Genomic DNA, 11,637 nt, shown 5'->3' with positions numbered 1-11,637 from the left:
TGAAGCTGCGCCTGCCCTTCGACGTCTACTGCCAGGGCGAGGACACCACCGGGGCACTGGTGGAGAAGTTCGCCCGGGAGGAGAACGCCTGCCTGTTCGGCACGCTGACCCTGTGGCAGGGTGTCGACGTCCCCGGGCCCGCCTGCTCCCTGGTGCTCATCGACCGCATCCCCTTCCCCCGCCCCGATGATCCGCTGCTGCAGGCCCGCAAGGAGGCCGCCGAGGCCGAGGGCCGCAACGGGTTCATGGAGGTCGCCGCCACCCATGCCGCGCTCCTCATGGCGCAGGGGGCGGGGCGTCTGCTGCGCTCGGTCGACGACCGCGGCGTGGTGGCGGTGCTGGACAACCGCCTGGCCACCAAACGCTACGGTTCCTTCCTGCGGGCCTCGATGCCGGCGTTCTGGGAGACCACCGACCCGACGGTGGTGCGCGGGGCCCTGGCACGCCTGGTGGCGCAGCAACGCTAGCGGCTCACGGCAACGCCAGGGCCGTGAGGGCGTCCGGGTGCACCTCGGTGAAGCCGGCGTCGCGGACGACGACCACGCCGGGGGTATCCAGGTGGGCGATGAACTCGGCGTGCGGGACCTCCCGGACGGAGAGGTCGAAACCGGTGGCCGCCCAGTCCCGGAGCTGTTCAAGCTCCAGGTGCGCGGCCAGCAGCATGCTGGCGTGTCCCACCTGGGCGGCGGCTTTCCCGGTGCTCATCCCCAGGTCGGCGTCGATGAATATCTGAGGCCGCGTGGGATCGACGGGATCGGGGTCGTGCCAGGGCAGTTCCGTGCACTGAATCTGCAGCTTGCGCACCAGTGCCGGAACCTCGCTCACGGCAGTGGGCACGAAGGCGCGGGCCTGGGCGCCGCGGACGTCGACGGTGATACCGGGGACGTCCTGCACGTCTTCCCACGCCTTGTTCCGGGCGCGACGGGCGACTTTACGGATGAGGTGGTCGTACCACCCCTCCACTCCGGCCCGCCAGTGCGGATCCGTGGCCACCTGCGGCGCCAGGCACACCGCCACCACCGCCCGCGCGGCCGCCTCCAGGAGGTCGCTGCGACGCGGCGGCCACTGCTTCGGCACATGCAGGGCGATCTGCATGGCCTGGACCGTCTCCGGCCGGGCGGGGTCCTCGTGGCGCGCGTGGCGATCCTCGCTCACCCGGGCGCGCAGGAGATCATGCGCCAGGGCGAGCGGGTCTGGTGCGGTCACGGGCGGGAGGTCGCCTCAAGGGGCACGCGACGGAAGGTGCCGTCCTCCAGGTCGGACTCGTCGATCTCGTCGCGCGGGACGCCGAGGATGTGGAGCACCTCGTCGAGGAAGGGGTGGTTGACGGACGTGTCGGCGATCTCCCGCAGGGCGGGCTTGGCGTTGAAGGCGATGCCGAGGCCGGCGGCGGAGATCATGTCGATGTCGTTGGCCCCGTCACCCACGGCGACGGTCTGGTACATCTGCAGCCCGGAGTCCGCGGCGAACTCCCGCAGCAGCTCGGCCTTGCGCGCCCGGTCGACGATGTCCCCGGTGACGCGACCGGTGAGCTTGCCGTCGACGATCTCCAGGGTGTTGGCGCGCACGTAGTCGAGCTCGAGGTCCGCGGCGAGGTCCTCGAGGACCTGAATGAAGCCACCGGAGACCACCGCCGTGCGGTATCCCATCTTGTGCAGGGTGCGGATGGTGGTCCGCGCGCCCGGGGTGAGCACGATGTCCTTGGCGACGGCGTCGATGACAGACGCATCCAGGCCCTTGAGGGTGGCCACCCGCTCGCGCAGGGACTCCTCGAAATCCAGCTCGCCGCGCATGGCCCGCTCGGTCACCTCCGCGACCTCGGCCTCCTTGCCGGCGTGTGCGGCCAGCATCTCGATGACCTCACCGGTGATGAGGGTGGAGTCGCAGTCGAAGCACACCAGGCGCTTGGAGCGTCGCAGCAGGCCCGCGCGCTCGATGGCGATGTCCACGCCGAGCTCGGCGGTCAGCTCCGCCAGGGCCTTACGCATGGCCTTGCCGCCACCCGGCTCGGGGTTGGCGATGGTGACCATGAGCTCCAGGCCGGTGATCGGGTAATCGGCGATGCCGCGGATGCGGTCGATGTTGGCGCCGTAGTTGGCCAGGGTCTGGCCGATGGACGAGACATCCTGGGCGGTGACGGGGTTGCCCAGCACGACGAGCACGTGGGTGGAGCGCGGCGAGGAGGAGGTGGTCTCCGCGGCCAGGTCGAGGGCCACGGTCTGGCCGTGTCCGCGGAGGGTCTCATCGAGGCCCTCACGGAGACGCTCGACGCGGGACGGCTCGACACCGACATAGGCCGCGAGGTTGAGGTAGCCGCGGAACTGGGACTGCTCGACGTCGAGAAGCTGGACATTGTGGGCGGAGAGCACACGGAAGAAGGCAGCCGTCACGCCGGGGCGGTCACGGCCGGTGAGGGTGATCACGGCGGACTCCAGGCCGGGCTGGAGGGCCACCTGGAGACGGCCGGAGGTGTTGTCACTGACGGGATGAGAATGGGGATCGTCCACGGGGATCATTCTTTCAGATCGAAGGTAGGTGCGGGATGCGGGTTATGGGTGGCAGACATGCCGCAACCCCCGGCAGAGGATCTGCCGGGGGTTGTGTCAGTCGGAGGTGACTATGTCAGACCCTGTGTCTAGCGGACTTCAGCCGGAGACGGGGACTGGGTCTTTTCTGCACGCTCGTCGTGGTGGCCGGTGTGTGCCTCGCGGCGCATGCGCTCGACCATGTGCGGGTAGTGCAGCTCGAATGCCGGACGCTCGGAGCGGATACGCGGCAGGGAGACGAAGTTGTGGCGCGGCGGCGGGCAGGAGGTGGCCCACTCGAGGGAGTTGCCGTAGCCCCACGGATCGTCGACGGTGACAACCTCGCCGTAGCGCCAGGACTTGAACACGTTCCAGATGAACGGGATGACGGAGGCGCCGAGGAGGAAGGAGAAGACGGTGGAGATCTGGTTGAGCAGGGTGAAGCCGTCGGAGTCCAGGTAGTCGGCGTAACGACGCGGCATACCCATGTTGCCCAGCCAGTGCTGGATGAGGAAGGTGCCCTGGAAGCCGATGAAGGTGATCCAGAAGTGGATCTTGCCCAGACGCTCGTCCAGCATACGACCGGTCATCTTCGGGAACCAGAAGTAGACGCCGGCGAAGGAGGCGAACACCACGGTGCCGAAGAGGGTGTAGTGGAAGTGCGCGATGAGGAAGTAGCCGTCAGCCAGGTGGAAGTCCAGCGGCGGGGAGGCCAGCATGATGCCGGTCAGGCCACCGAAGAGGAAGGTGGCGACGAAGCCGACCGCGAAGACCATCGGGGTTTCCCAGGTGATGTGGCCCTTCCACATGGTTCCCACCCAGTTGAAGAACTTGACGCCGGTCGGGACCGAGATCAGGAACGTCATGAAGGAGAAGAACGGCAGGAGGACGGCACCGGTGACGAACATGTGGTGGGCCCACACGGCCATGGACAGGGCGCCGATGGCCAGGGTCGCGAAGACCAGGCCGATGTAGCCGAACATCGGCTTACGGGAGAAGACCGGGATGACCTCGGAGATGACACCGAAGAACGGCAGCGCGAGGACGTAAACCTCGGGGTGGCCGAAGAACCAGAACAGGTGCTGCCACAGGATGGCGCCACCGTTGGCGGTGTCGTAGATGTGCGCGCCGAGCTTGCGGTCGTAGAGGACGCCGAGGGCGGCGGCGAGCAGCAGCGGGAAGATCATCAGGGCGATGACGGAGGTGACGAAGATGTTCCAGGTGAAGATCGGGAGACGGAACATGGTCATGCCCGGGGCACGCATCGTGAGGATGGTGGTGAGCATGTTGATGGCGGAGGCGACGGTACCGACACCGGTCGCGCCGACGCCGATGATCCAGAGGTCAGCACCGACACCCGGGGTGTGGACTGCGTCGGACAGCGGGGAGTACATGGTCCAGCCGAAGTCGGCCGCGCCACCCGGGGTGAGGAAGCCGGAGAGCATCGCGACACCACCGACGGTGGTGACCCAGAAGCCGAAGGCGTTCAGGCGGGGGAAGGCCACATCCGGGGCGCCGATCTGCAGCGGCAGGACGTAGTTCGCGAAACCCCAGACGATCGGCGTACCGAACAGCAGCAGCATCACGGTGCCGTGCATGGTGAACAGCTGGTTGAACTGCTCGTTCGACAGGAACTGCAGACCCGGGGAGAACAGCTCCGCGCGGATCAGCAGGGCCATAAGCCCGCCGAGGAAGAAGAAGCTGAAGGACATGATGATGTAGTAGATGCCCAGCTGCTTGTGGTCGGTGGTGGTCAGCATCTCCCAGGCGCGCGAGCCCTTACGCTCGTTGCCGGTCGGCTGAGGACGTGTCGGCTCGACGTAATCGTCGAGCCTTGGCGCCACTGCGGTCATAGTTCCTCCTGACTACGAGACAGCCCGCACAATGCGGACTGCCAAGCTTTTACTGCGCCTCATCTTAAAGGACGCGTAAGAGAGTTTTCCAGCCCATTGAGGCTGAAGACGTTGTTCAGTCTAACCCCTGGTGTCTCACAAAACTCAAGTACAGCGGCTTTTCCCGGAGATTCACCCCTGAATCCACCGGCGCCCCCTCAGGTTTGTGACTGGAGCCACACTTGTGAACTGGGGGATTAACATTCCCCACCGAGACGGGGAACTCCCCTTCACCCCCGGTCGTTATCAACCTTTCGATGGGGGTCGGGTACCGAACACCCCGCGCCCCGCCCACCACCCGGGAACGCCCCTCCCAGCCGGGCCGTCCGGGCACGGCTGCCCCAGTGCAGACATATATATAAGGACACAGCAGCGGCCTCGCGGGGCGCCACCCCCGAATCGGACAGTGCGGCGCCGTTACTTTCCGCGTTTGTTTCCCCCAATATGGACCATGCTCCTGCATCACCCCCGCTCCGGCGTTTAGAATGACTAATAATGCCGTCCCCGGATACGAAGGACACCGACTGCGATGACCGAGCCACCCCGCACCCCGGCCGCCCCTCTGCTGGACAACGTCCTCGCCGAGCTAGGACAGGACATCATCTCCGGAACTTTGCCCGAGGGACGGACCTTCACCCTCCAGGACCTGTCCGACCGCTTCGACATTTCCCGCACCGTGGCCCGCGAGGCCATGCGGGCCCTCGAGCAGCTCGGGCTGGTGTCCTCCTCGCGGCGCGTCGGCATCACCGTCCGCCCCCGGTCCTCGTGGGCGGTCTTCGATCAGTCCGTCATCGACTGGCGCCTGGCCTGCCCCAACGACCGCCGCTCCCAACTGCGTTCTCTCAACGAGCTGCGCACGGGCATCGAGCCGCAGGCCGCCCACCTGGCGGCCCTCAACGCCGATCCGCAGCAGCGCGAGGAGCTGCTCGACCTGGCCCGGCGTCTGCGCGAGCTGGGTGAATCGGGCGCCGGTGCCTCGCAGGAGTTCCTGGAGGTCGACAGCCGCTTCCATAACCTGCTCCTCGTCGCCTCCGGTAACGAGATGTTCGCGGCGCTGGCCCCTCCCCTGCTCAGCGTGCTGCAGGGCCGCACCCGTTACGGCATGCAGCCCGCGGACCCGGCGCCGGCCGCGATGTCGGCCCACGAACAGCTGGCGCAGGCCATCGCCGACGGCGACGCCGCGGCCGCCGAGCAGCAGTCCCGCCTGCTGCTCACCGAGGTGGCGGCGATGTTCGTCGACGACTACTGAGCACACTCAGAATCGCCACAGGGCGCGGTCCCCTTCCCCGGGGAACCGCGCCCTGTGTCCGTGCTAGAGCATGCAGGAGACGCAGCCCTCGATCTCCGTGCCGGTCAGGGCGACCTGACGCAGACGGATGTAGTAGAGGGTCTTGATGCCCTTGCGCCAGGCGTAGATCTGGGCGCGGTTGATGTCGCGGGTGGTGGCGGTGTCCTTGAAGAACAGCGTCAGTGACAGCCCCTGATCGACATAGCGGGTGGCCACGGCGTACGTGTCGATGATCTTCTCGTAGCCGATCTCATAGGAGTCCTGGAAGTAGTCCAGGTTCTCGTTGTCCATGTGCGGCGCCGGGTAGTAGACGCGGCCGATCTTGCCTTCCTTGCGGATCTCGATCTTCGAGGCGATCGGGTGGATCGAGGAGGTCGAGTTGTTGATGTAGGAGATCGAACCGGTCGGCGGGACCGCCTGCAGGTTGCGGTTGAACAGGCCGTGCTCCATGACCTCGGCCTTGAGCTGCGCCCAGTCCTCGGCGGAGGGGATGTGCGCGGTCGACTCCGCGAACAGCGCCTTCACCTTCTCGGTCGTCGGTGCGAAATCCGCCGGGTCGAAGCCGTCGAAGTAGGTGCCGTCGGCGTACTGGGACTTCTCGAAGCCAGAGAAGGTCGTGCCCCGCTCGCGCGCGAGCTTGTTGGAGGCCCGCAGCGCCTGGTAGAGGACCGCGGCGAAGTAGGCGTTGGTGAAGTCGAGGCCTTCCTCGGAGCCGTAGTAGATGTGCTCACGCCCCAGGTAGCCGTGGAGGTTCATCTGCCCGAGGCCGATGGCGTGCGAGGCGTTGTTGCCTTCGCGCACGGACGGCACGGAGTCGATGCTGGTGAACTCGGCGACAGCCGTCAGACCACGGATGGCGGTCTCGATGGTCTTGCCGAAGTCGGGGGAATCCATGGCCATGGCGATGTTCATCGAGCCGAGGTTGCAGGAGATGTCCTCGCCGATGGTCTCGTAGGAGAGGTCCTCGTGATAGGTCGAGGGGGTGTTGACCTGCAGGATCTCCGAGCACAGGTTGGACATGTTGATGCGGCCGTCGATGGGGTTGGCCGCGTTGACGGTGTCCTCGAACATGATGTACGGGTAGCCGGACTCGAACTGGATCTCGGCGAGGGTCTGGAAGAACTGCCGCGCGTTGATCTTCTTCTTGGCGATGTTCGGGTCGTCGACCATCTCGTCGTAGAGCTCGGTGATGGAGATGTCGCCGAAGGGCTTGCCGTACTTGCGCTCCACGTCGTAGGGGGAGAACAGGTACATGTCGTCGTTGCGACGGGCCAGCTCGAAGGTGATGTCGGGGATGACCACACCGAGGGAGAGGGTCTTGATGCGGATCTTCTCGTCGGCGTTCTCCCGCTTGGTGTCGAGGAAGCGCATGATGTCCGGGTGGTGGGCGTTGAGATACACCGCACCGGCACCCTGGCGGGCACCGAGCTGGTTGGCGTAGGAGAAGGAGTCCTCGAGCAGCTTCATCACGGGGATGACACCGGAGGACTGGTTCTCGATGTGCTTGATCGGAGCACCGGATTCACGCAGGTTCGACAGGAGCAGGGCGACGCCGCCGCCGCGCTTGGACAGCTGCAGCGCGGAGTTGATGGCGCGGCCGATGGACTCCATGTTGTCCTCGATGCGCAGGAGGAAACACGAGACGAGCTCGCCGCGCTGGGCCTTGCCCGCGTTGAGGAAGGTGGGGGTCGCCGGCTGGAAACGGCCGGTGAGGATCTCGTCGACGAGGTTCTCGGCCAGCGCGCGGTCGCCGTCGGCGAGGAAGAGCGCGGTCATGGTGACGCGGTCCTCGAAACGCTCGAGGTAGCGGCGGCCGTCGAAGGTCTTGAGGGTGTAGGAGGTGTAGTACTTGTACGCCCCGAGGAACGTCGGGAAGCGGAACTTGTAGGCGTAGGCACGCTGGAACAGCGACTTGATGAAGTCGTAGTCGTAGGCCTCGAGCACCTCCGGCTCGTAGTACTTGTTGTCCACGAGGTAGCGCAGCTTTTCGTCCAGGTCGTGGAAGTACACGGTGTTCTGGTTGACGTGCTGCAGGAAGTACTGGTTGGCAGCCTCGCGGTCCTTGTCGAACTGGATCTGACCGTTCTCGTCGTAGAGGTTGAGCAGCGCGTTGAGAGCGTGGTAGTCGAGCTGCTCCTCCTGGGCGGAGGCGTGCTCAGTGGTCGTCGTGGTCAAGGTTTCCGGTGCCTTTCAGTTGAGGTGGTTCAGCAGGAGGTGGTCTGGGGGTGCAACCCCAGGGCCTCCGCGTTGGTGAGAAGCCCTTCCCGCAGGATACGCACATCCTCGGGGTTGCCCATCAGCTCGAAGCGGTACACATAGGGCACGCTGCACTTCTTCGCGATGATCTCGCCCGCCAACCCGAAGTCCGAGCCGAAGTTCGAGTTGCCGCCGGCCACGACCGCCCGGATGAGGCTGCGGTTGTGTTCGTTGTTGAGGAAGCGGATGACCTGCGCCGGCACCGGACGGGAATTCTGGTCGGTGAGGGTGGCGCCCCCGCCGTAGGTGGGGCAGACGAGGACGTAGGGCTCATCGACGAGGAGTGGTTCCTCGTGCCTGTGCAGTGGGATGCGGGCGTGAGGCAGGTCGAGCTTCTCGACGAAGCGACGCGTGTTCTCCGTCACGGAGGAGAAGTACACGACGAGCATCGGTGGTTCACGTCCTTATGGGAAACGCCGCCCGGTGTCTCGTGGGCGGCGTGGGAGGGGGGTGGTCATCGGCCCCGACTCCCGGCAGGGCCGATCAGGGGGTGGTGATGCTAGGCGACGACAGCGGTGAGGCTGTTGATGCGCTCCGGGCGGAAGCCCGACCAGTGCTCACCGTTGGCCTCGACCACCGGCGCCTGCAGGTAGCCGAGGGCGAGGACGTAGTCACGGGCGTCGTTGTCGAGGCTGATGTCCACGGTGTCGTACTTCAGGCCGGCGCGGTCGAGAGCCTTCTCGGTAGCCTTGCACTGGACGCAGGCGGGCTTGGTGTAGAGGGTGATGGACATGGGAGTGATCCTCATTCTTCTCGGCGAATAACGTCGACGGTGTCGGTTTCAAAAGCCGCGGAGAGGGTTTCTCGTCCCCTCCGGCGGCGACATCAACGACACTATACTTTGTGGTCAACACCCGCAACCAGCACTACATGTAGTAGTTACACACGTGATATTCCCAGGATGCCACTCGCCGACGGCCCACATGTTGACCCGCTTCCGACCACGAAACGACAGCCGTGGAACCACACCGCTGTGATTTCCCCAGCTCGGCCACCCGACCCGTTACATAATCGTTATGTTACTGCCCCGGGGACGTCCCGGACACGAGAAAACCGCCCACCCGGAGGATCTCCGGACGGGCGGTTGGCTCGTCGATAAGCAGCGAGCGCCTAGCCCTGGCGGGCCTTGAAGCGCGGCTCCTTCTTGTTGATCACGTAGACCTTGCCGCGACGACGCACAACCTGGGCGCCCGGCTTGTTCTTCAGCGACCGAAGCGACTTGCGGACCTTCATCGGGCGCTCCTTTCTGTATGCGCGATTTCAGTTACGATGCGACTTTTCCAACATGGCCATACCAGCCATGACACGAGGGACGATGTTACCCCACGCCCCGCCCAACCACCAAAACCGCCTACGATGGCGGGCATGCAGGACACCATCATCGCAGCCCTCGGCACCCGCCCGCTCATCGACGCCCCCGCGGAGATCACCGACCGCGTCACCTTCCTCGCCGACTACCTGCACGTCACCGGCATGAAGGGCTACGTGCTCGGCATCTCCGGCGGCCAGGACTCCACCCTCGCCGGCCGCCTCGCCCAGTTGGCCGTGGAGAAGGTCCGCGCCGCCGGCGGTCAGGCCGAGTTCTGGGCGGTCCGCCTGCCCCACGGCGTCCAGGCGGACGAGGACGACGCCCAGGTGGCCCTCGACTTCATCCGCCCCGACCACCGCCTGACCGTCAACATCGCCGGTGCCACCCGTGAGATCAGCGCCGCGGTCGCCGCCGCCCTGGGGATGGACGAGCTCGGGGACTTCCACGAGGGCAACGTCAAGGCCCGCCAGCGCATGATCGCCCAGTACGCCATCGCCGGCGAACGTTCGGCGCTGGTCATCGGCACCGATCACGCCGCGGAGAACGTCACGGGCTTTTTCACCAAGCACGGCGACGGCGCCGCGGACATCCTGCCGCTGGCCGGCCTCAACAAACGCCAGGGCGCGCAGCTGCTGCAGGAGCTCGGCGCCCCGGAGTCGACGTGGACGAAGATCCCCACCGCGGACCTCGAGGATGACCGCCCGGCGCTGCCCGACGAGGAGGCTCTCGGCGTCACCTACGCCCACATCGACGACTACCTCGAGGGCCGGGAGGTCCCCACCCAGGCCCGTGAGCGCATCGAGCACCTGTGGCGGGTCGGCGCCCACAAGCGCCACCTGCCGCCGGGCCCGCACGACACCTGGTGGCGTTAGCCTCCGAACCGCTCCACCGTCTCCCGCGCCGCGGCCACCAGCGGCCGGGCGTAGCTGGGCCCGTGGGTGAGCGTGTGCACCGCCAACGGGTGGAGCTGGTGCAGGGGGAAGTGGTCCCGGAAGTCCGCCGGGAGCGGTGTCACCTCCTGGTAGCCGCGCCACACGTCCTCCCGGAAGGGCACCCCGAACAGCGCCAGCATGGCCAGATCCGTCAGCGGGTGGCCACCGTGGGCGGCCGGGTCGATGAACACCGGGCCCTGCTTCGAAAACAGCAGGTTCCCCGCCCACAGGTCGCCGTGAATCCGGGCGGGCGCAATCTCCCACGGGGCCGCGGTGATTGCGGCGCACGCCCGCTCGACCACGCCCAGCCCCTCCTCATCGAGGTGGCCGACCTCCACCGCCCGCCGGGCGAAGGGCAGGACCCGCTGCTCGGCGTAGAACGTCCCCCAGTGCTCGTGCGGGGTGCACTCCTGTTCCTGGGTGCCGATGTAGTTCGGGCCGTCCCAGCCGCTCGGCGGCGCCCCGAAGGCGGGTGCCCCGGCCGCGTGGATATGCGCCAACTGCCGGCCGGCCTCCCGCGCCGCCTCCGCCGTGGGACTGACCTCCGCCACCCGCCGGGTGCGCAGGATGTTGCGCGCCGGATCCACCTCCACCACCTCCGCCACGCACGGGGAGGCTTCCGCGAGCCAGCGCAGCCCCGCGGCCTCCGCTTCTGCGGATCTCGGCTCACGGGGCTGTTTGGTGAAGATGTCGGTCATACAGGCCAGACTAGTAGCGCTCCGGCTCCTCGCCGATCTCGAACTCACGGCCGGAGATGTCGGAGGCGTTGATGCGCACCCAGTTGTACTTCAGCGTCGGCGCCCACGGCTTGAGGCCCAGGGTCTCGGCGTGATCGATGTCCGCCGACTTCTGCAGTACCTCCGCGGTGCCACGGATGATGACGGACCAGGCGGTACCGTCGACCACCCCGTCAGCCTCGAAGAGGACATCCTGGTTGAGGCTGAGGGTGAACAGCTTGGATCCCTCGGCGGTACGGAAGTACACCGCCTCACCGTCGACGACGAAGTTGATGGGGAAGATCTCGATGTCCTCCTTACGACGCATCACGATGCGACCGGGCTGCACGTCCTCCAAGTAGGCCAGGGACTGCTCGGTGCTCAGGGTGCGGAAGACGTCATCGTTGAAGGACATGTTGATTCACTTTCCTCGTTCGGTTCAACGCGGGTGCGTTCACGGTTATCTCCCACAATACGTCGCCGGGAATCGCCGTGGGCGGTGAGTACGGCCACCACTCCCCCACCCGAAGACACGAAAAGAGGCCCACCCGAAGGTGAGCCTCTTTCACGGGTGGAGCTAAGGGGACTCGAACCCCTGACCCCCACACTGCCAGTGTGGTGCGCTACCAGCTGCGCCATAGCCCCGTGCGTATATGTAGTTGTGGAGTGGAGCTAAGGGGACTCGAACCCCTGACCCCCACACTGCCAGTGTGGTGCGC

The 11,637-nt window shown here is 66.4% G+C and carries 12 protein-coding genes and 1 tRNA gene; 3 read left to right on the top strand and 10 right to left on the bottom strand.

Features of this window, described 5'->3' with window-relative positions; genetic code table 11:
* The coding region (locus Q4F73_RS08790) for an ATP-dependent DNA helicase (protein ID WP_303358978.1) at positions 1 to 467 on the top strand (467 nt) is incomplete at its 5' end.
* 4 nt (positions 468 to 471) lie between these two features.
* Here Q4F73_RS08790 and Q4F73_RS08785 read toward each other — a convergent pair.
* From Q4F73_RS08785 to ctaD, 3 genes are all read right to left on the bottom strand, one after another.
* Positions 472 to 1,206 carry an aminoacyl-tRNA hydrolase gene (locus tag Q4F73_RS08785; RefSeq protein WP_303358977.1) on the bottom strand — a complete coding sequence of 245 codons (735 nt, stop codon included), beginning with the start codon at positions 1,204 to 1,206 and terminating at the stop codon, positions 472 to 474.
* Positions 1,203 to 2,516 carry a phosphoserine phosphatase SerB gene (gene serB, locus Q4F73_RS08780; RefSeq protein ID WP_303358976.1) on the bottom strand — a complete coding sequence of 438 codons (1,314 nt, stop codon included), beginning with the start codon at positions 2,514 to 2,516 and terminating at the stop codon, positions 1,203 to 1,205. Before serB ends, Q4F73_RS08785 begins: the two co-directional genes overlap by 4 nt.
* Positions 2,517 to 2,635: 119 nt before the next feature.
* Entirely contained in the window at positions 2,636 to 4,378 is a 1,743-nt protein-coding gene (gene ctaD / locus Q4F73_RS08775; protein WP_303358975.1) for a cytochrome c oxidase subunit I, read from the bottom strand.
* A gap of 568 nt (positions 4,379 to 4,946) precedes the next feature.
* Between ctaD and Q4F73_RS08770 the strand changes: the two genes are divergently transcribed.
* Positions 4,947 to 5,666, top strand: coding sequence for a FadR/GntR family transcriptional regulator (locus Q4F73_RS08770; RefSeq protein WP_303358974.1), 720 nt, complete (start codon positions 4,947 to 4,949; stop codon positions 5,664 to 5,666).
* A 63-nt stretch (positions 5,667 to 5,729) separates the two neighbouring features.
* Here the strand turns inward: Q4F73_RS08770 and nrdE are convergent, their stop codons facing one another.
* From nrdE to ykgO, 4 genes are all read right to left on the bottom strand, one after another.
* Positions 5,730 to 7,880 (bottom strand): class 1b ribonucleoside-diphosphate reductase subunit alpha, encoded by a 2,151-nt coding sequence (nrdE, locus tag Q4F73_RS08765; protein ID WP_303358973.1) that lies wholly within the window; start codon positions 7,878 to 7,880, stop codon positions 5,730 to 5,732.
* 29 nt (positions 7,881 to 7,909) lie between these two features.
* Positions 7,910 to 8,350, bottom strand: a complete 441-nt coding sequence (gene nrdI, locus Q4F73_RS08760; protein WP_303358972.1) for a class Ib ribonucleoside-diphosphate reductase assembly flavoprotein NrdI — start codon at positions 8,348 to 8,350, stop codon at positions 7,910 to 7,912.
* Between the two features lie 110 nt (positions 8,351 to 8,460).
* The gene (nrdH, locus tag Q4F73_RS08755; protein ID WP_303358971.1) at positions 8,461 to 8,694 is read right to left on the bottom strand and encodes a glutaredoxin-like protein NrdH; all 234 of its coding nucleotides are present in this window, start codon (positions 8,692 to 8,694) and stop codon (positions 8,461 to 8,463) included.
* 377 nt (positions 8,695 to 9,071) lie between these two features.
* On the bottom strand, positions 9,072 to 9,194 hold the full coding sequence (gene ykgO, locus Q4F73_RS08750) for a type B 50S ribosomal protein L36 (protein WP_005511141.1): 123 nt from the start codon (positions 9,192 to 9,194) through the stop codon (positions 9,072 to 9,074).
* A gap of 132 nt (positions 9,195 to 9,326) precedes the next feature.
* On the opposite strand from ykgO, the gene nadE reads away from it, so the two are divergent.
* Complete coding sequence (gene nadE, locus Q4F73_RS08745; protein WP_303358970.1) at positions 9,327 to 10,142, top strand: ammonia-dependent NAD(+) synthetase; 816 nt, start codon at positions 9,327 to 9,329, stop codon at positions 10,140 to 10,142.
* Here nadE and Q4F73_RS08740 read toward each other — a convergent pair.
* The 3 genes from Q4F73_RS08740 to Q4F73_RS08730 form a co-directional block, all read right to left on the bottom strand.
* Positions 10,139 to 10,900 carry a fructosamine kinase family protein gene (locus Q4F73_RS08740; RefSeq protein WP_303358969.1) on the bottom strand — a complete coding sequence of 254 codons (762 nt, stop codon included), beginning with the start codon at positions 10,898 to 10,900 and terminating at the stop codon, positions 10,139 to 10,141. The genes nadE and Q4F73_RS08740 overlap by 4 nt on opposite strands.
* A gap of 10 nt (positions 10,901 to 10,910) precedes the next feature.
* Positions 10,911 to 11,333 carry a pyridoxamine 5'-phosphate oxidase family protein gene (locus Q4F73_RS08735; protein ID WP_303358968.1) on the bottom strand — a complete coding sequence of 141 codons (423 nt, stop codon included), beginning with the start codon at positions 11,331 to 11,333 and terminating at the stop codon, positions 10,911 to 10,913.
* Between the two features lie 157 nt (positions 11,334 to 11,490).
* Positions 11,491 to 11,563: transfer RNA gene (locus Q4F73_RS08730), tRNA-Ala, on the bottom strand.
* Positions 11,564 to 11,637: the final 74 nt, after the last annotated feature.

This window comes from Corynebacterium sp., assembly GCF_030535495.1.
In the GTDB taxonomy this organism is placed as follows: Bacteria; Actinomycetota; Actinomycetes; order Mycobacteriales; family Mycobacteriaceae; genus Corynebacterium.
Note: the sequence above shows the minus strand (reverse complement) of the source record. Positions and strands in the feature narration are given on the sequence as shown.

Bases quoted from the DNA above. Each gene is read 5' to 3' on its own strand.
- serB (WP_303358976.1), bottom strand. From the start codon at position 2,516: ATGATCCCCGTGGACGATCCCCATTCTCATCCCGTCAGTGACAACACC.
- ctaD (WP_303358975.1), bottom strand. From the start codon at position 4,378: ATGACCGCAGTGGCGCCAAGGCTCGACGATTACGTCGAGCCGACACGT.
- Q4F73_RS08770 (WP_303358974.1), top strand. From the start codon at position 4,947: ATGACCGAGCCACCCCGCACCCCGGCCGCCCCTCTGCTGGACAACGTC.
- nrdI (WP_303358972.1), bottom strand. From the start codon at position 8,350: ATGCTCGTCGTGTACTTCTCCTCCGTGACGGAGAACACGCGTCGCTTC.
- nrdH (WP_303358971.1), bottom strand. From the start codon at position 8,694: ATGTCCATCACCCTCTACACCAAGCCCGCCTGCGTCCAGTGCAAGGCT.
- ykgO (WP_005511141.1), bottom strand. From the start codon at position 9,194: ATGAAGGTCCGCAAGTCGCTTCGGTCGCTGAAGAACAAGCCGGGCGCC.
- nadE (WP_303358970.1), top strand. From the start codon at position 9,327: ATGCAGGACACCATCATCGCAGCCCTCGGCACCCGCCCGCTCATCGAC.
- Q4F73_RS08740 (WP_303358969.1), bottom strand. From the start codon at position 10,900: ATGACCGACATCTTCACCAAACAGCCCCGTGAGCCGAGATCCGCAGAA.
- Q4F73_RS08735 (WP_303358968.1), bottom strand. From the start codon at position 11,333: ATGTCCTTCAACGATGACGTCTTCCGCACCCTGAGCACCGAGCAGTCC.